The following is a 25778-nucleotide window of genomic DNA, read 5'->3' as shown; positions in this document are numbered from 1 at the left end:
CCGTTCGTTAGAACGGCGGAACCCTAATGTTCGATCCAACAGCGCAGGGTCTCGCCGGCTTGCAGGTGACGCAGATTCTCTGCGGCAATGTCGACCACATTGTTGAGCGTGGCTGCCAGGTGGAACCAGCCGGAGACGTGCGGCGTGATGAGCATGTTGGGCGCATCCCACAGCGGGCTTGTTGCGGGCAGTGGCTCAGGGTCGGTGACATCGACCGCGGCACCGGCAAGGTGTCCGGACTCAAGAGCGGCAACCAGATCGTCGGCAACCACAAGATCGCCGCGGCCGCCGTTGGCAAAGAAGGCGCCCGGTTTCATCGCGGCGAAGAACTCGGCGTTCGCCAGACCGCGGGTCTCGGGTGTGCTGGGCATAAAGGATGCGACGATGTCGGCCTCCGCCAGGCGCTCAGACAGGGCATCCATGCCGTCCATGTCCTCAAACACAATGGGGTAGACGAGCGGATGGCGCTTGATGCCGCGGACGTGCGCGCCCATGCTGCGGCAGAGCGTGGCAAAGTGGCCGCCAATGTCGCCCGCGCCCAACACCAGCACATTGGCATTTTTGAGCGAGGTGACCGGGCCTAAGTCCTCCCAGCGATGCTCGCGCTGCAAGTCGTGATAGCCGGGCAGGTGCTTCATCATGGAAAGGACCATGGCAAACATGTGCTCGCTCACGGCCTGGCCGTAGGCGCCGATTGAGCAAGACAGCTTGGCTTCAGCCGGCACGGTGCCGGCGGCGAGATAGTCGTCATAGCCGGCGGTCTGCAGTTGCAGCAGCTGGAGGTGCTCGCATGCGGTCAGCAGGGAAGGGTCGATGTTGCCCAAGATCACGTCGGCATCGGCGACCTGCTCGCGCGTGATGGCGTCGGCACTCGTGTAGATAAAGTCCTCGCCCGGAGCGCTCGACTCAAGAATTGCGCGATGACGGTCGTTGACGGGCAACAAAACCAGGATGTTCACAAACGGTCCTCTCCGCCCAACCTGCCAAAAGGGGACAGGTTTATTTTGGCAGGTTTTATCAGGCAAAACGCTATAAAAACGCCGGGCTTCGCGATGGTTAACATATCCATCGCGAAGCCCGGCGCATCCACGGCTACCAGCTCAGCAGCTCGTAGCCGTCCTCGGTCACCACGAGCTGTACCTCGCACTGGGCCGAATCGCTGCCGTCCTTGGTGCGCACGCACCAACCGTCGCCCTTGCTGATCTTGATGTCGGGCGCTCCGGCGTTGACCATGGGCTCAATGGTAAAGACCATGCCCGGGGCCATGATGGTGTCCACATCGGGCGCCTCGGTGGTAAAGCCCACAAACGGGTCCTCGTGGAACTCTTTGCCAATGCCGTGTCCGCCGTACTCGCGCACTACGCTAAAACCGGCGTCCTCGACCGTCTTTTGCACGGCCTCAGCCATCACGGAGAGCGGCAGCCACGGCTTGACGGCAGCCAGACCCGCCTCCACGCTGGCGCGGGTGACGTCGACCAGGCGCTGGCGCTCGGCAGAGACCTCGCCGATGCAGAACATGCGGCTCGAATCACTAAAGTAGCCGTCTAGGATCGTGGAGCAGTCCACGTTGATAATATCGCCCTCATGCAGCACGTCCGTATCGCAGGGGATACCGTGACAGACCACGTCGTTGATCGAGGTGCAAACGCTCTTGGGGTAGCCCTCATAGTTGAGGTCGGCCGGCGTGCCACCGTGCTCGACGGTGTAGTCGTAGATCATCTGGTCGATCTGGTTGGTGGTCATGCCCGCGGCGATGTGTTCGCCTACGTAATCGAGCACGCCCACGTTGATGGCGGCCGAGCGCTTGATGCCCTCGATATCGGCGGGCGTCTTGTAGAGCGTGCGGGGCAGAACCTCCCAGCCCTCTTCCCACAAGCGCTCGAGGCGCTCATCAAAGGCGCTATGGCATTTCTTATATTTTTTGCCGCTGCCGCACCAGCAGGCGTCGTTGCGGCCGGGCACGGGTCCATTGTCAAACATGGCTAACTTCCTTTCATTCGCAGCTAGTATAGCCCACCCACGCGTCCATAAAAGTTGCGGTGATATAGTTCCGATTTAAGCGGTTTAACAGCATAAATAGGAACTATATCACCGCAACTGATGGAGCGGGATGGCAGGCACTAGCTGCTGCGTGGTTTTGCTAGTAGCTCACCTGGCAGGGAATGCCGAGGGCGCGCACGCGCGCGGCAATGGCGTCGAGGGCCTCGGGTGCTGCTTTGGCAAGGCCTGCGACCGGTGTCTCGCGCGCCACCGTGTAGATGGTCGCCTCCTGCGGACGAATGCGCTCGAGCACCGCGAGCCAGGGGGCGACGTACTCCTCGCCGGTGTTGTCGATGGGCTTGCCCTGATACTCACCGGTCAAAAAGATCGTCTGGATAATAACGTGACCGTCAAAGCTTGCGAACGTCTCGATCTGGTGCTCGACGTCGTAGGGGCCAACGGGCTGGTCGAGCAGCTGGATAAATGCCGGGTCGACGGTATCGAGCTTAAGAATGTTGTCATCGACCATCATGAGCGCGTCGTGCACCTCGGGGCGGTCGGCGCGCGTGCCGTTGGAGAGCACGGCGATCTTGGAGTTTGGGGCAAGCTCGTCGCGCAGCGCGACGGCGCCGGCGATGGCCTGCGGAAACTCCGGTGCGGCGGTGGGCTCGCCGTTGCCTGCGAAGGTGATCACATCGGGGAGCTCGCCCTCGGCTGCCATCTCGCGCAGCTTTGCCTCGAGCGCGTCGAGTACCACGGCAGCTGTGTTGTACGGCTCATGGCAGGGGCGCTCGGCGTTGAGGCCGTTTTCGCAGTAAATGCAGTCGAACGTGCAGATTTTGCCGCTGGCCGGCATCATGTTGACGCCGAGCGAGAGACCAAGGCGACGGCTGCGAACGGGCCCAAAGATGGGGCTGGCATTCAAAAACGTAGACATAGGCATATGCTCCTCAAGACAATTGTGCCTAAGCATAGCATCGGCTCCAAAGCAAGGTGCGGGCTCTTGCTTTACAAGTTTCGTTTTTTCACGTCGCCCATTATGCCGCGCCATGAAAAGCCTCGGGTCGGGTAAAGTTAATCTGTTAACAAGGTGTAAGGCAATGTGGGTCCATCCAACCGCGCTGACGTGCAACTGGATGAGCATTGATGATGGGGGCACAACATGAATTTTACGGTCGAGAATGCGGGCACCACGATTGCCTGTCGCGAATATGCCGGCCCAGATGTGTCGCCTGATGCTCCTGCCTTGGTGTGCGTGCACGGCGCTTGTGTCGACGGCACATTTTTCGACGGTATCGCTTGTGAGCTCAGCCGCAACTACCGCGTAATTGCCTACGACCGCCGCGGCTGCGGTGGCAGCAGCGATGCGGCAGACGGCAGCTATGATCTTGCCGCTCAGGCCGCCGACCTGCAAGCCGTGATCGAACACGTTGGCGCTCCGACAAATGTGCTTGCGCATAGCGCCGGTACGTTGGTGGCGCTGGAGCTTCTTCGCGCCGAACCCCATCTCGTCGCCCGTGCGATTCTGCATGAGCCGGCTGTGTCGGCCGAAGGCGTCGGCATGGGCGCAGCTCCGGTTTTGCTCGATATGATTGCGGCTGGAAAGGTTTCAAGGGCGCTCCGGCTTTTCTTGGGAGCCCTCGGCGACTTGGACCCCGAAGCTCCCGGGACGACCGAAGCGGAAGCCAAACATGCCCTGCGCAATGGTCGTTGCTTTATGGCTAATGAATACGGAACAAATATGACATATGCTCCCGACTGGGAGCGCGTCCGCGCGTCAAAGGCGGTGTCGGCCGTGTTTTTGGGCGAGCTTTCGGTCGATACACCCCGCGAGGCTGGCACGCGAGCGGCTGCCGAATATCTCGATTGCCCCCTTGTGACGATCCCGGGCGCGCATAACGGTCTGCGCGATCGCCCCGTTACGGCGGCAAACGCCGTTCGCGATGTCTTGGAGCGTTAGCACGCTCGATGACCTGCGGGGAGAGGGGCTGTTAGCGTTTCGTCATTGTTAACGAATGCGCCCATAACCGCGCGCCCGCGGCTCCATTACCGCCGTTTGCCAGGTCATAAAAATGTAACGATAATCGCGCGTTTGCCTTCAGCTGTTAGATGCTACCCTTGTACCAATTGATATGCACCGTTGCCGTGCGTAACGATAGGAAGGGCCCCATATGCTCAATAATCACGAGGTCAATCTAACCGACGAGGAGGCTGCCGCCGAGGTCGCCCGCGTCGCGAAGACCTACCCCGTGGTGCGTTTGTTGTCGGCCGATCAGATTAAGAGCGAGCCTAACTGCTTGCTCGCCGGCGATCGCTGCCCTTGTCTGCGTCAGTCGAGTCTTGAGGCCTTGGCAGGTTCCGATGATGTATCGGAGCAGCTGCTCAATGATGGTACCGAGTACCGCGCTCGCCTGCGCCCTCTGAAGGTCGAGGGCGAGCCTCACGTCCTGCTGATGGTGCGTCCGATCGATGAGCAAGAGGCTGCAGAAGAGGACCTCGTCTACACCGACGTGCTGACGAGTGTGCGCAATCGCCGATATTACGAGGAAAAGCTCCGTAGCGCCCGCATGAATGCCGGCGTTGCGGTGATCGACCTTGATGATTTTAGGGTCTTCAACGATACGTGTGGCCGTCATGCCGGCGACCTTGCGCTCGGTGCTGTGGCGACAGCCATACGCAGCGGAATTCGTTCGACTGACGAGCTTGTACGCTATGGCTGCGACAAGTTTGTGGTCGTCATGCCCAATATTCCCTCCGATGACTTCACCCGTCGCCTGCATCAGGTGTCCGATGCCGTTCATGCCACGATTGTTCCGGGCCATGAGTACGTGAGCTTGACGGCATGTGTTGGCGGTGTTCGCATTCATGGCGAGACGGTCGATGAAGGAGTTGGCCGCGCTGTCCAGTTATTGAGCCGCGCTAAGGCAAAAGCCGGTACGGTCGTGACCGATGCCGATTCCATCGAAGCCTTCCAAAGCGAAAAGCCTTTGGTGCTTATTGTCGATGACTCCGAGATGAACCGAGCCATTCTCAACGAGATGCTCAAGGACGAGTATTGCATCCTCGAGGCCGACAACGGTCGTACGGCGCTCGACATGGTCGACCGCTATGGCGATGAGTTGTCGCTCGTGCTGCTGGATATTGTCATGCCGGGCATAAGCGGCTTTGAGGTGCTGGCCGATCTGTCGCGCCGATCGGGTATCGACAATCTGCCTTTCATCATGATTTCGAGCGAAGATTCCGATGATATGGTTCTGCGCGCGTACGAGCTGGGCGCCTCGGACTATATCAACCGCCCGTTTGACTCCCGTGTCGTGCGCCGCCGCGTAAGCAACACCATCCGCCTGTACGCCAAACAGCGCCGCCTGACGAACCTGCTGTCCCAACAGTACAACGAGCGCGTCAAGAACAGTCGCATGCTCATCGACATCATGGCCGGCGTCATGGAGCTTCGCAACGGCGAGAGCGGCAGGCACGTTACGAACATCGAAAAGCTGACCGAGCTGCTGCTTGGCTATCTGGTCCAGCGTAGCGGCACGATCTCCCTCGACAATGAGGAACGCTCCACGATCGCCATGGCTTCGGCGCTGCACGATATCGGCAAGATGTCGATTGACGATGCGATCCTCAACAAGCCCGGGCGCCTCACGCCCGAGGAATTCGAGATTATGAAGACGCATACCACGATTGGCGCCAACATGCTGCTCGAGCTGGGCAGCCATCACGCCGGCAATGCGCTTTTGGAATATGCGTACCAGATTGCGCGTTGGCACCACGAGCGCTGGGACGGCAAGGGTTATCCCGATGGCCTTAAGGGCGACGAAATTCCCATCGCCGCGCAGGTGGTTTCGGTGGCTGACGTGTACGATGCACTGACGAGCGTGCGCGTATACAAGGACGCTATCCCGCACGAGGAGGCGATCCAGATGATCCTGGACGGTAAGTGCGGCACCTTTAACCCGCTGCTGCTCGATTGCCTGCTCGAGGTGCAAGACCAAATTGCCGAGACGTTGGCACGCCCCGCCGACGTCGTCGCGTTTCCCACGATTTAGTTTGACCAAAGGAGTTTTTAATCCATGATTTCCATGCGTGAGGCGTATGAGAAGATCGGCGCTAATTATGACGACGCGTGCGCTCGGCTGATGGGCGGGGAAATGCTTGCCCGCTTTGCCCTCAAGTTTTTGGATGACGAGAGCATGGACAAGCTGGAGGCCGCCATGGCGGCAGGAGACGCCGAAGGTGCGTTTATGGCAGCGCACACGCTCAAGGGCGTGAGCCAGAACCTGGGATTCGATAATCTGTACGAGCCGGCGGTCGTGGTAACCGAAGCGCTGCGCGGCGCCGATGCCGTTGACGGCGCCCGCGAGGGGATGCATGCGCTGCAGCAGCAATATGCGGCTACGATGTCGGCCCTGCGCGAGGCGGCTGAATAAGAGCTAGCGAGCCTGCTTAACCTTTGCCGCCGCCTCGACAAACGACTTCCAGAGGTTAAAGTCGGTTTCGAGCGTCTGCCAGGTGTACTCGGGATGCCATTGCACGCCCAGGCAGAAGGGTTGGCCTTCGACTTCGATGCACTCGGGCACGCCATCGGTTGCCTTGGCGACCAAGCGCGTGCTTTTACCCAGACGATCGATGCAGCAGTGGTGTGCGGAGTTGGTCTGGATAAGCCTGTGCCCGCCAAGCGCGCGCTCCAGCAACGAGCCCGGCACGACCTCGACGGGATGCACGGGGTCGTTGAGCACGTGGGTATGGCGCCACTGCGTGCGGCCCTCGCGCGCGCCCAGGCTTGGCACGTCCATGCACAGGGTGCCGCCGGTGGCGACATTGAGCAACTGCGTGCCGCGGCAGGTGGTAAAGAGCGGCTTTTTGGCGCGGAGCACCTCGCCGACCAGCTTAAACTCAAAGCTATCGCGGATCTCGCAGCAGAGGGTGGGGTCGTAGGGTCGATCATCGCCCCAACGTTTGGGATTGACATCGGGGCCGCCGGGAATGGCGATGCCGTCGGCGATATCGACGTAATGACGGATGACCTCAATGTCCTCGGTGATGGACATCTGCAGCGGCAGGCCGCCGGCGGCAAGGATGGCATCGACAAAGACGCTCGCAATCTCCTCGTTGGGGGAGAGCGTCTCGCTCAAATAGGGTTTCGCTTCTTCCCAGCGTGGTGCGACCAGGATGAGCGGACGGTCGGCGGGATCGACGTCGACGTGCGGAGTGTAGGACGATGAGGTGCGGGTTCCGATCATGGGCGTAGCTTTCGAATCCGGGTGGACATGGCACAGGGGTGGCGCGGAGCAAACGTTACTGATGAATTTGCCCGCGTGGCAATTGGGTTAGTGGCCCTTGATGGAGTTGAGGAAGTCCTGGGCGCGCTTGGTCTGGGGGTGATCGAAGAACTCGTCGGGCGTGCCGGTTTCCACGATCTGGCCGTCGGCCATAAACACGACGCGATCGGCCACGCGGCGGGCGAAGTTCATCTCGTGCGTGATGACGATCATCGTCATGCCCTTCTGGGCCAAGCGCACCATGACCTCGAGCACCTCGTTGATCATTTCGGGATCGAGGGCGCTTGTGGGCTCGTCAAAAAGCATGGCCTTGGGCTGCATGGCGAGTGAACGGGCGATGGCCACGCGCTGCTGCTGGCCGCCCGAAAGCTGTGCGGGCACCTTGTCGGCCTGCTCGGCCACGCCCACGCGGCCCAGCAGGTCCATGGCGCGCTCGCGGGCCTCGTCCTTGGAGACACCCAGCACATCGACCGGTCCCAGCATGACGTTCTGCAGCACCGTCATATGTGCGAACAGGTTGAACTGTTGGAACACCATGCCCAGCTCGGCGCGCATACGGGCAAGGTCCTTGCCTTCTTGCGGCAGGGGCTCGCCCTCGATGAGGATCTCGCCCGAGTCGATGGTTTCCAGGCGGTTGATGGTGCGGCACATGGTTGACTTGCCCGAGCCCGAGGGGCCAATCACCACGACGACCTCGCCGCGGTCGACCGACAGATTGATGTCGTTGAGAACGTGCAGGTCGCCATAGTGCTTATCGACGTGTCTGAGCTCGATCAGCGGCTGATTGCCGGTGGAAGAGGTGCTCTGTGCCATGGTGCTCGGCTCCTTATGACTTGAAATGGTAAAGCGTTAGCGGATGATGGTCGCGCCGGTCTTGTGCGAAACATAGACAGCGGCCTTGTTGATCGCGACGTTGATGAGGATGTAGATGACTGCGATCACCAGGTAGACCGATACGAGGGCGTCGTAGTTGGTAATGAGCACGCGGGCGTTTTGCATGAGGTCGGGGTAGCTCACCACGTAGGCGACGGTGGTGTCCTTGACCACGACCACAAGCTGCGAAATCAAGGACGGAATGATAAACCGAATAGCCTGCGGCAACACGATTTTAAAGGTGATTTTGGCCCTGGAGAGACCGAGCGCCTGGGCCGCCTCGACCTGCCCGCGCGGTACGGCGTTGACGCCGGCGCGGAAGATCTCGGCAAGTACGCCGGCTGCGGCGAGCGCGACGGGAAGCGTGAGCATCCAAAACGACGGTAGCGCGATCTTGTACTGGGGCAGCACCAAAAAGAAGAAGTAGATAAACAGCAGGCTCGGCACACCGCGGAAGAAGTCGGTAAGCACGCGGCAGACCAGCTGCAGCGGCTTAATGTCGCTGGTGCGGCCGAGCATAAGGGCTAAGCCCAGCACCAGCGCGATGGCGCCAGCGGTGAGTGCGACTTTAACGGTGCCCTCAAAGCCGGCAAGCAAGAACTTCCAGGTGGTGAGGTGCGTAAAGAAATACCAATAGTGGACCGAAAGCTGGCCGGTCACATAAAAGCGCTGCAGTACCAGGGCGACGAGCGCGGCGACGGCGACGAGTGAGATGGCGGTGCCGATGCGAATCTTGGCGCGCATCTTGGGGCCGGGAGCCTCGTAGAGCGCATCGCGCATGGTAAGCGCAGGGGAGGAGTGCTTGCTCATCGGAGGATCCTCACCTTCTTATCGATGTAGTTGCCAATGTGGCTCACCACAAAGGCCGTGCCCAGGTAGCCGAGCGCCGAGATAAAGAACGCGGCGACGCCGCCGAGCGAGCGCGTGTTGATGTAGCTCACCACGCCGGTAAGCTCTTGCGGCTTAAGCGGCACCTGGCTGCCCAAGGCGGTAGTGAGCATGACGGCGATAAAGAGGTTCGTCATGGGCAATACGCTTGAGCGCAGTGCCTGCGGAATCACGATTTTGGCGAGGATGCGGTTAAAGCTCATGCCGAGCGAGCGGGCGGCTTCCACCTGGCCGACGCCGACGGTGTTGATGCCGCTCATAAAGTTTTCGGAGCCAAAGGCCGAGCCCAAAAGGACCGTGGCGACGATAACGCAGGTGCGGTAGGGCAGAACGACCTTGAGCGGCGGCAGCGCATAGACGACGATGATGAGCAGCGCGATGCCGGGGATGTTACGGAAGACCTGGACATACAGGTCGCCAAAGACGCGCAGTGGCTTGAGCGGCGACACGCGCATCACGGTGACGGCGACGGCCAGTACCATGGCGATGGCAAACGACTCAAGCGTCATGCCCCAGGTTGCTAGCAGCGCGTCGATATAGTTCTGGCCATAGAGCGACCAGAGTTCGGAGAGACTCATGCGGACCTCCCGCCGATAAGGAAAGGGGCTCCCGTGTGTACGGAAGCCCCGACAACTCAGTGAGGAAACAGTTTACCGCAATAAAGCGCATCATGCGTTTCCGTATGGTTTCGTTGCGGCCGTTACCAGGCCCGCTGCCTAGGCGCCGATCTCGGGCAGCTCGGGAACATTGGTGTCGCCCGTACGGTCGCCGATGCAGATCTGCCACAGCTCGGTCCAGGTGCCGTCGTCCTCGATCTTCTTAAGGAAGTCGTTGACAAAGGCGACGCCGTCGGAATCGAGCGGCAGGCCGATGCCGTAGGGTTCCTTGCTGCCGAAGGGCTTGCCGGCGATCTTGTACTTACCAGGCTCGCGGACCAGGGCGCTCTGCTGCATGTTGTTATCGATGACGTAGGCGTCAACGCGGCCCTGCTGGAGTGCCTGGCGGGCCTCCTCGTCGGTCTTGAACTCCTGCTGGCTGGCCTTGGGGGCGAACTCCTCCAGGATGGCGGGGCCGTTGGAGCCGGACTGGACGGCGACGTTCTTGTCGGCCAGGTCGTCGACGCTCTTAATGTCGTCGTTATCGGCGAGCACCAGGATGGCCTGCTGGGTGTAGTAGTAGGGGCCGGCAAAGGAGACAAGCTTCTTGCGCTCGTCAGTGATGGTGTAGGTGGCAAAGACGGCGTCGACCTGGCCGTTCTGCAGGACGGACTCGCGCGTGTCCGAGGTCACCTGGGTGATCTCGACCTTGTTCTCGCCCAGAATGTAGTTGGACAGGAGCTGTGCGATACCGGCATCGAAGCCGCGGGTCTGACCGTCTTTCTCGTTGAGGAGGGAGAAGAGCGTAGAGGTCTGAACGCCGCCGATCTTAAAGACGCCGGCGTCCTTGACGGCCGTGGCCCAGGTGCTGGCGGCGATGGCGTCGTCATCGGCCTTGGGGCCGTTGTCGACGAGCTTGTCGAATGCCTTAGCGTCGAGCGTGGTGGAAGCTTCGGTATCCTCGGAGCCCTTGGAGGAGCCGGCGGCGGAACCCTTGTCGGCCTCGGCGCTGGTGTCGGAGCAGCCGGCAAGACCAAGGCCGGCGACGGTTGCGAAGGTGGCGGCAACGAAGCCGCGGCGGTCGAGAACGACCTGCTGGGAGAGGTTCTTGCTCATGGTAGAACACCTTTCTCAATAAAATCCCTAGCGGTTGAGTAGAGTTATACCCCATCGCGCTCAAATGGGTCAACACGAAATAACTCAGAAACATACTTGCCTTATGGGTTATTGTATCTACCAAAAAGGGACAGGCACCTTCGTGGTGGTTCTGGCCGATGCAGCGGCATGCCTTACTGTTTTGTCTCGATCTGTAACATCTTCAGCCGTTTTTGCCGAGTAACTGTTACAGATTGAGATTTTCTATTCAAGGGAATTCGAATGTCTCAATCTGTAACAGGTAGACGAGGAAATGGGTTCTAACTGTTACAGATCGAGATTTTCTCCTTAGGGGGATTTGAATGTCTAGATCTGTAACAGTTAGACGGGAATTCGGGCCCTAGATGTTACAGATTGAGATAATTGAGCTGTGAAAACAAAAACCTCCGCGAGGGTGCTTCCCTTGCGGAGGTTTTCTTACTCGTTGAGCAGTCTCACGGCCTCGGCGGCCATGTTCTCGACCGTCATGCCGTTCTGAGCGAGCAGCTCGTTGGGGTCGTAGCGGTCGGGGAAGCCCTTGGCGATGCCGAAGGTGCGCGTGCGCAACGGCGTGCATGCCAGATAACATGCCACGCGCTCGCCCCAGCCGCCGTCCAAGATGCCGTCCTCGAGGGTGACGACAACGCGATGCTTGGCGGCAAGGCTGTCGAGGAACTCACGGTCAAGCTCGGTTGCAAAGCGCGGGTTGACGAGCGTGGCCTCGATGCCGTACTCGGCAGCCAAGCGATTTGTCACGCGCTCGCCAAGCTCAAAGAAGTCGCCAAGTGCGAGCACGGCCACGTCGCGGCCCTGGCGCACCACGTTGTAGCGAACGGCGCTGTAGTCGGTGTCTTCGGCAGGTGCCAGGTCGGGGCGGCTTACCAGGCCAATGCCCGGTACACGGATCGCTACGGGATGCTCGCGGTGGTCGAGCGACCAGCTCAGCATGGACAGATATTCCTCCATGCAGGCTGGTGCCAAGTAGTGCATGTTGGGAAGACCGCCCAGCATGGAAATATCAAAGAACGAAAGGTGCGTCTCGGACGTAGTGCCAAAGATTGATGCGCCAAACACTAGGATCGTCGCCGGGGCATCGTTGAGGCACAGGTCGTGCCACAGCTCGTCGTAGGCGCGCTGCAAAAACGTGCCGTACACACCAAAGACTGGCTTGGCGCCCGAGCGCGCCAGCGCGGTGGCAAAGGTCACGGCGTGCTCCTCGGCAATGCCCACGTCAACAAACTGCTTGCCTGCCGCGGCGCGAAGCTCGGGTGTAAAGCCCATGATGTAGGGCGTGGCGGCCGTGATGCCCACGACCTGCGGATCGCGCTCTATGGCGGCGCTGAGCGCCTCGCCCGTAATGTCGGCATAGGTGCGCGGCGCAGGCTCGCTCGGATGACCCGGGCAGAGCTTGCGCCCAGTCGCCATGTCAAACGGACCCACGTGGTGCCAGCGCTCGGGGTCGCTCTGGGCCGGCTCAAAGCCCTTACCCTTGGCGGTGGAGACGTGCAGCACGATGGGATGATCGATATTGCGCAGTTCCTGCAGCGCGTCGACCAGGGCCAACACATCGTTACCGGCGTCCAGATAGCGGTAGTCGAGCCCCATCGCGCGGAAAACGTTGCGCTCACAGGTGCCGTTGCTGGCGCGCAGCTCGGCCAGATTGCGATACAGGCCGCCATGGTTCTCGGCAATGGACTGGTCGTTATCGTTGACGATGATGATCAGGTTGCTGTCGAGCTCGGCGGCATTGTTAAAGCCCTCAAACGCCAGACCGCCCGAAAGCGAACCGTCGCCAATGATGGTGATGACGTTGTACGCATCGCCCGCCAGGTCACGAGCGTGCGCCAAGCCGCAGCCCAGGCTCACCGATGTGGAGGTGTGCCCCATGGCAAACAGATCGTGCTCGGACTCGTCGGGATTGGCAAAGCCAGAGGCCTCGCCGTAGCGTGCCGGGTCGATATAGGTGTACGCGCGCCCGGTCAGCGCCTTGTGGGCGTAGGTCTGGTGCGACACGTCAAAGACAATTTTGTCGGTGGGGGAGTTAAACACGCGATGGAGCGCGACCGTAAGCTCAACGACGCCCAGGTTGGGGGCAACGTGCCCGCCGACGGCGGCGGAGCTTTCGAGGATGGCGTGGCGGATCTCGCCGCAGAGCTGCGGGAGCTCGGCGCGATCGAGAGCCTTGACGTCCTCGGGCGTTGTCGTTTGCGTAAGCAGCATCGTTGTGGGTTACTCCATGCGAATCGTGCGCCGGCACTCCCTCGGCCGGCACAATTGCACAAGACAGTCTCGCACATTTTGGCGTTTGATATGTGACGGCGGCGCGGTAATTCGCCAACTGGTGGGGCAAAACGTTTTGTCCGATGCCATACTGATAAGTTCCATGATGATTTTATTCATTGCGTGCAGGCTGTGGCTTGCCGCCGAGCGCCGCCGGAAGGAGGCCGCATGTCCGATACCGTTCGTGCCGAGAAAATCGCGTGCGAAGTAGACCATGCTGCCCGTCAACTGGCACAGGAGGGCCGTCTGGACCTGACGCGCGAGTTTATCCAGCATGGCGATGTGACGGTGTATACGCATGTGACCTCGGTGGCGCGGGCAAGTCTGTCCTTTGCCGAGCGCCTGGGCCGCGTCGGTATCTCCGTCGACCGCTTGTCGCTGCTGCGCGGGGCCCTGCTGCACGATTACTTTCTCTATGACTGGCACGATCCCGACCCAAGCCATCGACTGCATGGCTTTCGGCATCCGTTTTTTGCCCTGGCGCGTGCGGAGGAAGATTTTGAGCTGACGCCGCGCGAGCGGAATATTATCGTGCGTCATATGTTTCCGCTGGTGCCGGTGCCGCCGACGTGTCGTGAGGCATGGATTGTGTGCCTGGCGGATAAATGGTGCGCGCTGCGCGAGACGATTGCCGGCCGTCTGCCGCGCAAAGACAGGGCGGACGATGACGTGAGCAGCGAATCGAACGAAAAGAGGAGTGGGTAGACGGTGGGAACCGCGATCGACATGGCATTTGACGGCGCGACGCTTGCCGCCTGTCCGCTCTCGGCGCTGGTACTCTCGTTTGCCTTCTACGGTTTTTGCGGCTGGGTATGGGAGTCGACAGTCTGCGCCATGCTCAACCACGGACGCTTTGCCAACAGCGGCTTTTTGCTAGGGCCGTGTTGTCCCATCTACGGTGCGGGCGGCATCGCGTGCTGGTTGCTGCTGCGTGGAATCCCAGACGCCTCGAGCCAGTTTGTCGCTGCCGCGCTCGTATGCAGCGTGATCGAATATAGCGTGGGCGTGCTGTTGGAAAAAACGACGGGTGCCCGGTTTTGGGATTACTCGCATCTGCCGTTTAACCTGCACGGACGCATCTGCCTGTACTGGGCCTGCGCGTTTGGCTTGGGTGCGTTGTGTATTTGCCGTTTAGTGGAGCCGGCATTGCTGGGGCTGCTTGGCCATCTGCCGGTGCTGATTGTGCGGCTGTCCGCCTTTATCGTCGCGGTCGCGATGATGGTCGATGCGGTGTGCTCGTTGGCCAGCTGGCGCCGCCTGTCCGATCAGCTTGAGCGTGTGCGTGCCGACCTTGCCGACCGCATCAATGAGTCGCTTGCCGACGCCTCCGACTCTATGCTCGAACGTATTCCCGATTCGGCGATCGACTCGGTGGCGCAGACGCATATCCGCGGTCGCGCCGTTAACGCTTGGCTGGCCGAGCTGGGCGACGCGGCGCTCGATGCCCTGCGCGAGAAGGCTTCGATGCCGACGTTTATCTCGGATGGTGCTCGCGGCCTGGCGCTCGCTGCCCGCCGCGTTGCCGATGTCGCGCCGAGCATGCCGCGTCCGTCGCTCAGTCGTCGCCTTGCCGGCAAGCGCATGAGCCGTCCGGTGCCGAGTGTGTCGCTCAGCCGTCGTGACCTGCGCTTCTTTAACGCCTTCCCGCGTCTGCGCATCAATCGCTACGAGGGCGTCATCCGAGCTACCGACCTCCGCGACCGAGCCCGCGAGCTGTTCCGCCGCTAGCCGGGACGGGCGTGTTTGCGGCTTCCTTGCTCGCGTATTTCCCGTTCGTTTCGCGCCCGTTGCCGCGCCGTTTCCAAGATTGCGGCACCGTTTCCATTCGACAACGCAGCGTTTAACAACGCCGTATCTGGTCTACACCAGTTGCCCCTCGGCCGCATCATGAGCGCCGACAACGTTCATGCGACAAAGGGGGAGCGAATGTACGATACGGGATCGACAACGTTTATGCTCATCTGCACCATGCTCGTGTTTTTAATGACACCGGGTCTGGCGTTTTTCTATGGCGGCCTGTCCAGGCGCAAAAATGTCATCAACACCATGCTTATGTGCTTTGGCGCCATTGGCCTGGTTGGTGTACTGTGGATTGTTGCTGGCTGGTCGCTGGCCTACGGCGGCGACGGTTCCAGCCCGTTTATTGGAGGCCTTGACCAGTTGCTGTGCCTACCGGTGCTCAACCAGGTGCTGCAGGCGGCCGAGGGCAATGCTGCGGATGGTGCCGTCTACCCTCAGATCATCAACATCGCCTTCCAGATGGCGTTTGCCATGATCACCGCCGCTATCGTTACGGGCAGTCTGGCAGGCCGCGTTAAGTTTGGTGCCATGACGGCCTTCCTGGGCATTTGGCTGCTCGTGGTCTATGCGCCGCTCGCCCACATGGTTTGGGGCGGCGATGGTTCCTTTATCGGCGACATCATCGGCGCGCTCGACTTTGCCGGCGGCGACGTGGTACACATTTCGTCCGGTCTCACGGGCCTGATTCTCTGCTTAATGCTCGGCCGTCGTCGCGGCTTTGGCATGATGAGCTACCGTCCGCATAACGTGCCGTTTGTGGCGCTGGGCGCCGGCCTGCTTTGGTTTGGCTGGTTTGGCTTTAACGGCGGCAGCGAGTTTAAGGCCGACGCCGCGGCGGCGCTCGCCATCCTCAACACCGTGACGGCCAGCGCGGCGGGCATGGTCTCGTGGCTTGCCGTCGAGCGCGTGCACACCGGTCGCCCCACGCTGGTGGGTGCCAGCACCGGTCTGGTTGCGGGCCTTGTGGTGGTCACGCCGGGTGCGGGCTTTGTCGAGCCGTGGGCAGCGCTGGTCATGGGCCTGATCGTCTCGCCCGTCTGTTACCTGGTCATCAGCCATCTTAAGACCAAGTTTGGCTACGACGATGCGCTCGACGCGTTCGGTTGCCACGGTATCGGCGGCATCTTGGGCGGTGTGCTCACGGGCCTGTTCTGCGTGCCGGAGCTCTCGTGGACCGGTAAGGGCGGCCTGTTCTACACGGGTGACATGTCGCTGCTCATCTCGCAAATCCTGGGCATTGTGGTGACGGTCGCTATTGTGCTGGTGCTCGACTTGGTGATTGCCGCGGTGGTCAAGGCGCTGTTCCGCGGCAGCCTGCGCGTGGACGAGGCCGATGAGGCGCTGGGCTTGGATGCCAGTCAGCACGGCGAGAGCGCATATCCTTCGTTCTCCGGACTCGATTAGCAGCACGGCTTTCCCAGGCACCCGACCTTGCCCCTCAAGCCGTCGCTTGCGTACCGAAGTACGCGGCGCTCCTCTTTCGGGGCAATCTCGGGCACCTGGAAAACCCGTGCCATGTGAAGGACAATTCATTTCTTTTATTGAAGAGAGGAATTCACTATGAAGAAAATTACGGCTATCGTGCGCCAGGAGAAGCTTGAGGTTCTTAAAGACGCGCTGTTTGCTGCTGATGTTCGCGGTATGACTATCAACCAGGTGCAGGGCTGCGGCGCACAGCATGGCTGGAAGGAATACGTGCGCGGCAACGAACTGCTCGTCAATACCATCCCCAAGGTGCAGTTCACCCTCATCTGCGCTGATGAGCACGTTGACGGAATTGTCGACATCATCTGCAATGCCGCCCGCACCGGTGCCGTTGGAGACGGCAAGATTTGGGTCGAGCCGGTCGAAGAAGTCATCCGCATTCGCACCGGCGAACACGGCCCGGCCGCGGTGTAGAATCGACCGTCTGCCATCCGCAACGTTAAAATGCTGCAATGAGGCACAAGACTTGCGTTGCGGATGGGCGGATTATGGGTCGCAATAAATATCCCGAGGAGACGGTCGCGAAGATTCTCGACGCGGCACTGGAGCTATTCTGCGCACAGGGTTATGAGGGGACGAGTATTCAAGATATCGTTGACCGTCTCGACGGCATGACCAAGGGCGCTGTCTATCATCACTTCAAGAGCAAAGAAGAGATTTTCAACGCCGCGTTTGATCGGGCGATGACTCCGATTGTTGAGCACCGCCGCTCGATGCTTGGCGTCGGTAATATGACCGGAGCCCAAAAGCTCAGGCGGCTGTACGCGCCCGAGTCCGTTGTTCCGCAAATTGAGCTATGGGCACGCATGCATCCTGCGGCGGATCCGGTAAAAAGCTCGCGTCTACTGGCGATGCAGTACCAGGGCTCGTTTGACGAGTCAGCCGATGGCTGTCTCTTGCCAGTGATCGAGGAGGGCATCGCCGACGGCTCCATTGCGTGCGAATGCCCGCGCGAAGCGGCGGAGGCCGTATCGTTGCTAGCGAATCTCTGGCTGCTGCCGCTGTTCCGTCCGCTCGAGCCCAAGGAGCGAATGCTCGCTCGTGCACAATGTCTGGCGCAGATGGCCGCTGCGGTGGGACTCGATTTGGGCGAGGAAGTGCTCCAGACAACGGCACGGATTTGGGACGTATGGGACCGCGTTGAGTGGTAATATAGATACCAACGGTATGTAATTGATTTGTGAGGGTAGCCACGGCTGCCCTTTTCAAGTCATTAAATACATACTAGTGGTATGTATAGGGGGTGGGCTTATGGCTGGGCTGAGAGACGTCGGCGTCTCGTTGAAATCAAAAACAGTGCGGTCAATCAGGCTCGCGGAACTTCTGGTTGCGCAGCTGTGCACGTATTCGATGCTGTCGGCGCTGTGCTTTGCGTATCCGCTTTACTTGTTCGATTGCAGCGGATCGTCAACGTTATATGGCACCGCCGTGGCGATAGCGTTCATACCCGGCGTACTCGCAACTCCGATTGGCGGAATCTTGGCGGATAGGGGAAGACATCGCGAGGCCCTCGTGGCCCTCGGCATTGCTCTGATGACTGCATCACTGCTGTCTATCCCCATGAAGCACTCATTGCCTCTTGCGGTCGTCGTAGTAGCGATACTTTGTGTTCAATATGGTGTTCAATCGCTGCTGAAGCCAATGCTCCAAATTGAGACGGTGCGCATGGCGGGTGAAGAGAAGGTTGAGCGGGCCACTGCATTGGTTTCGCAGATGACCATGGTGAGCAATATCTTGGGCCCTGTGGTCGGGACGGCAGTCTATGGGTGCTTTGGCATCGATGCTCTTTGCACAATCGCGTCGGTAACGTTTGCGATTTCAGCTCTGTTGTTTGGTGGCGTACTCAAGCAAAATGCCTCATCTGAAACGATGGGAGACGGCGCGACTCGTACGACATGCCGAAACGATTTTCGGGAGTCGATTCGGTATCTGTTGCAAAATGCATCATTGGTCGCTGTGATTTTGCTTGCGGCAGTTTTGAACCTTGCGTTGGTTGGGCTAACGATTGGCACTCCCATTATTGTTACAAAGCATCTCGGCATGCAATCGTCCTGCGTTGGGATAGTTGAGGTGGCTATGGGCTTGGGTGGTCTTGCCGGCAGTGGCTTGGTCGGCATTTGGCCGCATCGCTTTTCTTTCAATGGCATATGTCGATATGTTGCGATGATCTGTTTTGGAGTCGCACCGATTATTGTTACGCTGCTGTTCGGCGCAGATGTATGCGTGTTCACCGTGTTTGCGGTCGCTTCGGCATGGGTCATGGTGTGGGCAAGCATCGCGTCGGTTGAAATCATCGCGTTTGCCCAGCGGGCAGCGCCGACTGAACTCTGCGGAAAAGTGCTTTCGGTCGTTTACATGGTCCTTTCCTGCGCAACGCCGATCGGGCAATTGGTGTACGGGGTTGCATATGATCGATGGGCACCGGCGATTGTATTCGCAGCCATGTTGGCGGTGCTGACGTTGACGACGGCTCTGTTTTATCGGCTGAAAAATCGATTGCGGCGATTGTCTTAACGCGCTGGGGCACTGTGGCTTTGCGGGAGCGAATGTCCCGGCGCGTTGGAGCGCCCTTGCATGGGCACGCTCATTCTCGTCTACAATATCGTGCAGACGAAGGAGAGGCATGCCCATGATCAAGATGTTCGCGAGTGACTTAGACGGAACGCTGCTTAACGCCCTGCACGAGGCAGATAGGACTATCCGCCGCGCCATTCGCGAGTTGACTGAGGCTGGCCTGCATGTGGTTCCCGCGACTGGACGCTCGACGTTGCCGATCGGCGAGCATGGCTTTACGGGCCTGGCGCTTGACGCCTGCTGCTCCAATGGGTCCATCGTGCGCGACAGCCATGGCGAGGTGCTCAAGACCTGGACCATCGATCCGCAGATCACCGAGGAGCTGCTCAAGGAGTTTCCGGATATCTGTTTTGACTGCTCCACGCCCGACGGCATGTTTTCGAGCGGATCGTTCGAGATGCACCAGGCGGGCTTTAAAAAGGACAGCCCCATCAAGCGTATTGTGATGCGCGGCATGCGTGCGCGCGGCGGGTATCACGAGGAACAGTATTTCGACCAGTCGATCGGCGATATCTTGCGTCACGATGTATGCAAGATCAATTGTCGCGTGACCTCGCCCGAGCTGGAGCGCGACCTTAAGGCGTATCTTGCCGAGCGCTCGGACCGTGTGGTCAACGCGCCGTTCGATCCGGTGATGTTCGAGATCACGGACGCGGCATGCAACAAGGGCGAGAGCGTGGCCTGGCTGGCGGGTTACTACGGCATTGCCGAGGACGAGGTCGCGGTCTATGGAGACGGCGGCAACGACATCGCCATGCTCAAGCGTTTCCGCCACAGCTACGCGACCAAAAACGCAAGCGATGCAGCTAAGGCCGCCGCGAGCGTGACCATCGGCAGCTGCATGGTCCATGCCGTCCCCAAACACATGCTCGCCACCATGCGCAAGCAAAACTCCCGCACCATCATCGAATAATGTGACAAAGGGACTGCCCCCTCGTCACATTCTAAATATTGCCTTTACGTGTTGATGCACACGGTGTGCAATAATACTCGCACTGTGCAATAGCGCACAGGCTGAGTAACAAGGAGGACGCTTGTCCCAGCTCGAGAAATGCGACCGCCGGTCCCTTCGCTCGCAGCGTGCCCTTCGCCAGGCACTTGCCAGCGAGCTTGCCGAAAGCGGCGATCTTTCGCGCATTAACGTCGCGTCGCTTACCGAGCGTGCCGGCCTCACGCGCCGTACGTTCTATTCGCACTATCGCGATATTCCCGACTTTATCAACCAGATCGAGGACGGCTTGCTGGCCGAGATCCGTGAGCGCATTGAGCTCATCACCGCAGCCCAGCTGCCTGATCTCTATCACAACATCGATGAGCTCGAGCCGGCACCCGGTTCGGTTGAGCTGCTGCGTTATCTTGCGGCCAACCGCGACTTAATCGGTGCGCTGCTGGGCCCGGGCGGCGATCAGGCCTTCATTAAAAAGATTATCGATACCGCACGTGAGGCCGTGGTGCCGCGTGCGCAGACGGGCATTTTGGGCCTGGCGCTGGGCACGTTCTTTGACTACTACGTCACCTACGTCGTGAGTGCCGAGGTCGGCCTGATCCAGCGCTGGTTTGAGCGCGGGCTTACCGAATCGCCCGAGGCCATGGCACGCATTATGACGGTGCTCGCTTTTGTGCGCCCTGGTGACCTGTACGGCCAACCCATCGATATCAACGTGCCGGAATATGGCATGAAGCTATTGAACTTGCAGCTCGAGGACGCGGCCGACACCGCCGCAGCCGTCGAGTCCAACAACTAAGAGGAGAGACAATGAGCAAACTCGTCGAGGGCATCAAGGACCGTATGGTCGCTGCCGCGCGTGAGGCTGCACCCGCCGTGGTGGATGCCGCGCAGAAGGCCGCGACCGCGGCTGCTGAGAAAGTTGCCGAGGCAGTTGCCGATGCCAAGAACGCGGCAGGGGAGACGTTCGTCGCTAGCGAGCCCGCCACCGCCGCTGAGCCCGTAGCCGCCGGCCAGACCCCCGAAGGCGCGATCTTCAACCCCGAGGCCGCCCGCGGCAACCTGCACCTGGGCATCGACGTGGGCTCCACCACCGTTAAGCTCGCTGTGCTCAACGACGACAACCAGATCGTCTACGCCAAGTACCAGCGTCACCACACCGACGTCCGCGCTTGCGCCCGCGACTTGTTCGAGGGTGCCGCGACCGTGCTGCCGACGGTCCAAATGACCTGCGCCATTACCGGTTCGGGTGGCCTGCTGCTGTCCCAGTGGCTCGACCTGGAGTTTGTCCAGGAGGTCATCGCCAGCAAGCGTGCCGTCGAGACCCTCATCCCGGCCACCGATGTCGCCATCGAGCTGGGCGGTGAGGACGCCAAGATCATCTACTTCGACAACGGCATCGAGCAGCGCATGAACGGCACCTGCGCCGGCGGCACGGGTGCGTTCATCGACCAGATGGCAACCCTGTTGCACACCGACGCGAGCGGCCTCAACGAGCTTGCAGCCAACGCCACCACCATCTATCCCATCGCCAGCCGCTGTGGCGTCTTTGCCAAGACCGACGTGCAGCCGCTGCTCAACGAGGGCGCCCGCCCCGAGGATGTGGCCGCGTCCATCTTCCAGGCCGTCGTGACCCAGACCATCTCGGGCCTGGCGTGCGGTCGCCCCATTCGCGGCAACGTCGCCTTCCTGGGCGGCCCGCTGCAGTACCTCTCCGAGCTGCGCCACCGCTTCTACCTCACGCTCAACCTGGACGAGGAGCACCGCATCGTGCCTCAAAACGCCCACCTGTTTGTGGCGAGCGGCGCCGCCATGGCGCACGAGTCCAACAAGCTCAGCACGTTCCCGCAGCTTATCGAGGCTATCGATACCCTGGGTGACACACAGGGTGCCGAGGTCGAGCGCCTGGACCCGCTCTTTGCCACCGACGAGGACTTCGCCGAGTTCAAAACCCGCCACAACCAGGAAGTCGTCCCCAAGGGCAAACTCGAAGGCTACACCGGCCGGGTGTTCATTGGCATCGACGCCGGTTCCACCACCATGAAGGCTGCGCTCGTGGGCGAGGACGGCCAGCTGTTGCACACCTGGTACGGCAACAACAATGGCGACATCCTGGGCACGGCCAAGGTCATCATGGCCGATTTCTACAACCACATCCCCGCCGGCTGCACCATCGGCCACGTGACCACCACCGGTTATGGCGAGGCACTGCTCATCGAGGCCCTCAAGGCCGACTCCGGCGAGATCGAGACCGTCGCTCACCTGCGTGGCGCCAAGGCATTCCTGCCCGGCGTCGAGTTCATCCTGGACATTGGCGGTCAGGATATGAAGTGCCTGCGCGTCAAGGACGGCGTGATCGAGCACATCATGCTCAACGAGGCTTGCTCGTCGGGTTGCGGCAGCTTTATCGAGAGCTTTGCCGTGTCCATGAACATGGACGTGCGCGCATTTGCCGACGCCGCCATCCATGCCAAGGCTCCCGTCGACCTGGGCAGCCGCTGCACGGTCTTTATGAACTCGCGCGTCAAGCAGGCGCAAAAGGAAGGCGCCACGGTGGGCGACATCGCGGCCGGCCTGTCCTACTCCGTCATCAAGAACGCCCTGTTCAAGGTTATTAAGCTGCGCGACCCCAAGGAGATCGGCAGTCAGGTGATCGTCCAGGGCGGCACTTTTATGTCCGACGCCACACTGCGCGCGTTTGAGCAGCTCACCGGCGTTCATGCCGTGCGCCCCGACATCGCCGGCTGCATGGGTGCTTATGGCGCGGCCTTGCTCGCACGCGACCGCGCCGGCGCCGACGGCGTCTCGACCATCCTCTCGGCCGAGGACATCGCGCACCTCACCGTGACGCAAAAGCACGTCCGCTGCGGCCGTTGCTCTAACAACTGCCAGCTTACTGTGAACGACTTTGGCGGCGGTAGGCGCTTCATTACCGGCAACCGCTGTGAGAAGGGTGCCGGCCACAAAAAGCAAAAGACCGAGGCCCCCAACCTCTTCAAAAAGAAAAACGAGCTGCTCTTTAACCGCGAGGTTCTGAGTCCTGACGAGGCCCCGCGCGGCACCGTGGGTATCCCGCGCGCACTCAACATGTACGAGAACTACCCCTTCTGGCACGCGTTCTTTACGCGCCTAGGCTTTAGCGTGCAGCTGTCCGACCAGTCGAGCAAGAAGACCTACCAGGCGGGCATCGAGTCCATGCCGTCAGAGAGCGTGTGCTATCCGGCCAAGATGAGCCACGGCCATGTGATGAACCTTATCGACCGCGATGTCGACTTCATCTGGATGCCGTGCGTGCGCTGGGAGCGCAAGGAGGATCCGACCGCCGGCAACTGCTATAACTGCCCCATCGTCATGAGTTACCCCACGGCGCTGGCGCTCAACATCGACGAGATCCGCGAGCAGAACATCGAGTTCCTGTATCCGTTTGTGCCGTATCACGACAAGACCGAGCTCAAGCGCCGCCTGTATCAGGTGCTCGCCGTCGACCGCGTGGCCGATGCGCAAGCCGGTCGCGGTCGTGTGCGCGGTCCCAAGATCACGCGCTCCGAGGTCGATGCCGCCGTCAACGCTGCTTTTGAGGCCGATGCGCGCTTCCACGAGGACATCCAGACCATGGGCGAGGAGGCCCTTAAGTGGGTCGAGGACCACGGTGGCCATGGCATTGTGCTCGCCGGCCGCCCCTACCACAACGACCCCGAGATCAACCACGCCCTGCCCGAGCTTATCTCGAGCTTTGGCTTTGCGGTCTTTACCGAGGATTCGCTCGCGCATCTCGTGAAGCCCGAGCGTCCCATCCGCGTCGTCGACCAGTGGATGTACCACAGCCGCCTGTACGCCGTCGCCCGTTTTGTGACGATGCGCAACGACTTGGACCTGATCCAGCTCAACTCCTTCGGCTGCGGTCTGGATGCTCTGACCACCGACCAGGTGCAGGAGATTCTGGAGGCCAGCGGCAAGATCTACACCGTGCTCAAGATCGACGAGGTGTCCAACCTGGGCGCCGCGCGCATCCGCATCCGCTCGCTCATGGCCGCGCTTAAGGACCAGGAGGCCGAGCGCTTGGCCGAGGCTACGGCAGCGGGCGAGGCCTACGAGCAGGGCGATGCCGCGCCGGTGGCGCCCTCCACGGATGCCCCTGCGTTCGCGAGCCGCAAGTACACGTTCGAGGCGCAGCGAGAGAGCGCCTCGACCGCATGGCCCAAGGTGCCCTTTACCGAGCAGATGCGCGAGGAGGGCTACACCATCCTGTGCCCGCAGATGGCACCGATCCACTTTGACCTGGTCAAAGAGGTGTTCCGCGGTGCCGGCTACAACTTGGAGCTGCTGCCCTCGACCGATCACGATGCCGTCGAGGCCGGCCTGCGCTACGTGAACAACGACATCTGCTACCCGTCGATTCTGGTGACGGGCCAGATTATGGAGGCCATCGAGAGCGGTCGGTACGACCTGTCCAAGACGGCCGTGGTTATCAGCCAGACCGGCGGCGGCTGCCGTGCCACCAACTACATCGCACTCATCCGCAAGGCCCTGCGCGAGAGCGGCCACCCCGAGATCCCGGTGATCTCGCTTTCGGCCGTGGCACTCGGCGAGGATAACCCCGGCTTTAAGATTACGCCGGCGCTGCTTAAGCAGGCAGTCTACGCGGTGCTCTTTGGCGACGTGATGATGCAGATGCTCTACCGCTGCCGTCCGTACGAGGCCACGCCCGGTGCGGCGAACGCACTCTACGAGGAGTACATGGCGCGCGCCCGCAAGCTGGCGCCCAAGTTCAACCGCCACAACTACACCAAGCTGTGCCGCGAGGCCATCCGCGCGTTCGACACCATGCCGCTCGTGGGCGAGGGTACTAAGCCGCGCGTGGGCGTGGTCGGTGAGATCCTGGTCAAGTTCCACCCCACGGCCAACAACCACGTGGTCGACGTGATCGAGCGCGAGGGCTGCGAGGCCGTGGTACCGGGCCTGCTCGACTTCTTCCTGTACTCCATGAGCAACGCCGAGCTGCAAAAAGACGAGCTGGGAAGCTCTGCCACGGCGCGCGCTGGCATGCAAGCGCTCATTAAGCTGGTGGACTGGATGCGCACGCCGGTGGAGGAGCTGCTCGAGAAGTCCCGCCGCTTCGAGGCGCCCGAGCGCATCGGTACCATGGCTGACAAGGCCCGTACGGTGCTTTCGGTGTGCAACAACATGGGCGAGGGTTGGCTGCTCACGGCCGAGATGCTCGACCTGATTGACCATGGTGCGCCCAACATCATCTGCACGCAGCCCTTCGCGTGCCTGCCCAACCATGTGGTGGGCAAGGCCGTCATCAAGGAGCTGCGCCGTCAGCACCCCGAGAGCAACATCGTCGCGGTGGACTACGACCCCGGTGCGTCCGAGGTCAACCAGCTCAACCGCATTAAGCTCATGATCAGCGTGGCCAAGGAAAACATGCGCGCCGGCAAGGGCTTTAAGCTCGAGAAGGTGGCGCCGCTCGCGATGGACGAGGTCACCGGCCAGATGCGCGCCCATGATGGCTGCGTGAGCTGCGACTCGGTGAGCGAGGAGGCCGTGGCATCGGTCGCCAAGCGCCTGGGCCGCGGCATTAAGAAGTAGTCGGCCTGCTTCGAGCCGGATATAAGACAAACGGGTGGTAGCCGTACCGGCTACCACCCGTTTTGCTGGACATATGTTGCGTAAATTGCCTCACTGCCGCCTCTTATAAGATCGATTTTCGGAAGTATGCGGCAAAATCTGAATAGGCCGAGCACACCAGATATGTCCAAGCCCTGTACCTGCGGTTTTATTGGCGGAAAACCGGGGTGTGCTCAAGGCTTCCGGAATTTGCCGCATACTTCCGCAAACGACGTCTCGGTGGCACAAAAAAATCGTCCTCGGAACCCTGAGATAATGAACAAATGTTGCCGTTCGCCGCAAATTACCGTCCGTTTATAGAACCCA

General features: G+C 60.7%; 21 protein-coding genes. 12 read left to right on the top strand and 9 right to left on the bottom strand.

Annotated features, from left to right (window positions below):
* Window positions 1-23: 23 nt before the first annotated feature.
* From OIL88_09645 to OIL88_09635, 3 genes are all read right to left on the bottom strand, one after another.
* Window positions 24-959 (bottom strand): D-2-hydroxyacid dehydrogenase, encoded by a 936-nt coding sequence (locus tag OIL88_09645; protein ID HJI72617.1) that lies wholly within the window; start codon window positions 957-959, stop codon window positions 24-26.
* Between the two features lie 133 nt (window positions 960-1092).
* Window positions 1093-1980, bottom strand: a complete 888-nt coding sequence (map, locus tag OIL88_09640; protein HJI72616.1) for a type I methionyl aminopeptidase — start codon at window positions 1978-1980, stop codon at window positions 1093-1095.
* 160 nt (window positions 1981-2140) lie between these two features.
* Window positions 2141-2917 (bottom strand): radical SAM protein, encoded by a 777-nt coding sequence (locus OIL88_09635; protein ID HJI72615.1) that lies wholly within the window; start codon window positions 2915-2917, stop codon window positions 2141-2143.
* A 225-nt stretch (window positions 2918-3142) separates the two neighbouring features.
* Here OIL88_09635 and OIL88_09630 point away from each other — a divergent pair, with 225 nt between their 5' ends.
* The 3 genes from OIL88_09630 (at window position 3143) to OIL88_09620 (ending at window position 6413) form a co-directional block, all read left to right on the top strand.
* Window positions 3143-3940 (top strand): alpha/beta hydrolase, encoded by a 798-nt coding sequence (locus OIL88_09630; GenBank protein ID HJI72614.1) that lies wholly within the window; start codon window positions 3143-3145, stop codon window positions 3938-3940.
* 211 nt (window positions 3941-4151) lie between these two features.
* A complete protein-coding gene (locus OIL88_09625) occupies window positions 4152-6032 on the top strand; it encodes a diguanylate cyclase (protein HJI72613.1) in 1881 nt (626 codons plus the stop codon).
* Between the two features lie 24 nt (window positions 6033-6056).
* Window positions 6057-6413 carry an Hpt domain-containing protein gene (locus OIL88_09620; GenBank protein ID HJI72612.1) on the top strand — a complete coding sequence of 119 codons (357 nt, stop codon included), beginning with the start codon at window positions 6057-6059 and terminating at the stop codon, window positions 6411-6413.
* 3 nt (window positions 6414-6416) lie between these two features.
* Here the strand turns inward: OIL88_09620 and OIL88_09615 are convergent, their stop codons facing one another.
* The 6 genes from OIL88_09615 to OIL88_09590 all read right to left on the bottom strand — a co-directional run bounded on the left by OIL88_09615 (window position 6417) and on the right by OIL88_09590 (window position 12976).
* Window positions 6417-7226: a gamma-glutamyl-gamma-aminobutyrate hydrolase family protein gene (locus OIL88_09615; GenBank protein ID HJI72611.1), complete on the bottom strand. Its 810-nt coding sequence runs from the start codon at window positions 7224-7226 to the stop codon at window positions 6417-6419.
* Window positions 7227-7313: 87 nt separating this feature from the next.
* Window positions 7314-8042 (bottom strand): amino acid ABC transporter ATP-binding protein, encoded by a 729-nt coding sequence (locus tag OIL88_09610; protein HJI72610.1) that lies wholly within the window; start codon window positions 8040-8042, stop codon window positions 7314-7316.
* Window positions 8043-8114: 72 nt separating this feature from the next.
* Window positions 8115-8948, bottom strand: coding sequence for an amino acid ABC transporter permease (locus OIL88_09605; protein ID HJI72609.1), 834 nt, complete (start codon window positions 8946-8948; stop codon window positions 8115-8117).
* Window positions 8945-9604 (bottom strand): amino acid ABC transporter permease, encoded by a 660-nt coding sequence (locus tag OIL88_09600; GenBank protein HJI72608.1) that lies wholly within the window; start codon window positions 9602-9604, stop codon window positions 8945-8947. The genes OIL88_09605 and OIL88_09600 overlap by 4 nt, the downstream gene beginning before the upstream one ends.
* A gap of 138 nt (window positions 9605-9742) precedes the next feature.
* Window positions 9743-10738 (bottom strand): glutamate ABC transporter substrate-binding protein, encoded by a 996-nt coding sequence (locus OIL88_09595; GenBank protein ID HJI72607.1) that lies wholly within the window; start codon window positions 10736-10738, stop codon window positions 9743-9745.
* Between the two features lie 456 nt (window positions 10739-11194).
* Window positions 11195-12976, bottom strand: coding sequence for a 1-deoxy-D-xylulose-5-phosphate synthase (locus OIL88_09590; GenBank protein ID HJI72606.1), 1782 nt, complete (start codon window positions 12974-12976; stop codon window positions 11195-11197).
* 228 nt (window positions 12977-13204) lie between these two features.
* Here OIL88_09590 and OIL88_09585 point away from each other — a divergent pair, with 228 nt between their 5' ends.
* The 9 genes from OIL88_09585 to OIL88_09545 all read left to right on the top strand — a co-directional run bounded on the left by OIL88_09585 (window position 13205) and on the right by OIL88_09545 (window position 25433).
* Window positions 13205-13741: an HD domain-containing protein gene (locus OIL88_09585; GenBank protein ID HJI72605.1), complete on the top strand. Its 537-nt coding sequence runs from the start codon at window positions 13205-13207 to the stop codon at window positions 13739-13741.
* Window positions 13742-13744: 3 nt separating this feature from the next.
* Window positions 13745-14764, top strand: a complete 1020-nt coding sequence (locus OIL88_09580) for a putative ABC transporter permease (protein HJI72604.1) — start codon at window positions 13745-13747, stop codon at window positions 14762-14764.
* 198 nt (window positions 14765-14962) lie between these two features.
* Window positions 14963-16240, top strand: a complete 1278-nt coding sequence (locus OIL88_09575) for an ammonium transporter (GenBank protein ID HJI72603.1) — start codon at window positions 14963-14965, stop codon at window positions 16238-16240.
* Between the two features lie 156 nt (window positions 16241-16396).
* Window positions 16397-16735 carry a P-II family nitrogen regulator gene (locus OIL88_09570; GenBank protein ID HJI72602.1) on the top strand — a complete coding sequence of 113 codons (339 nt, stop codon included), beginning with the start codon at window positions 16397-16399 and terminating at the stop codon, window positions 16733-16735.
* 74 nt (window positions 16736-16809) lie between these two features.
* Window positions 16810-17472: a TetR/AcrR family transcriptional regulator gene (locus tag OIL88_09565; GenBank protein HJI72601.1), complete on the top strand. Its 663-nt coding sequence runs from the start codon at window positions 16810-16812 to the stop codon at window positions 17470-17472.
* 100 nt (window positions 17473-17572) lie between these two features.
* The gene (locus tag OIL88_09560) at window positions 17573-18835 is read left to right on the top strand and encodes an MFS transporter (protein ID HJI72600.1); all 1263 of its coding nucleotides are present in this window, start codon (window positions 17573-17575) and stop codon (window positions 18833-18835) included.
* A 115-nt stretch (window positions 18836-18950) separates the two neighbouring features.
* The gene (locus OIL88_09555) at window positions 18951-19808 is read left to right on the top strand and encodes a Cof-type HAD-IIB family hydrolase (protein ID HJI72599.1); all 858 of its coding nucleotides are present in this window, start codon (window positions 18951-18953) and stop codon (window positions 19806-19808) included.
* Between the two features lie 121 nt (window positions 19809-19929).
* Entirely contained in the window at window positions 19930-20640 is a 711-nt protein-coding gene (locus tag OIL88_09550; protein ID HJI72598.1) for a TetR family transcriptional regulator C-terminal domain-containing protein, read from the top strand.
* An 11-nt stretch (window positions 20641-20651) separates the two neighbouring features.
* Window positions 20652-25433: a 2-hydroxyacyl-CoA dehydratase gene (locus tag OIL88_09545; GenBank protein HJI72597.1), complete on the top strand. Its 4782-nt coding sequence runs from the start codon at window positions 20652-20654 to the stop codon at window positions 25431-25433.
* Window positions 25434-25778: the final 345 nt, after the last annotated feature.

This window comes from Coriobacteriaceae bacterium (genome assembly GCA_025992855.1).
In the GTDB taxonomy this organism is placed as follows: domain Bacteria; phylum Actinomycetota; class Coriobacteriia; order Coriobacteriales; family Coriobacteriaceae; genus Collinsella.
Note: the sequence above shows the minus strand (reverse complement) of the source record. Positions and strands in the feature narration are given on the sequence as shown.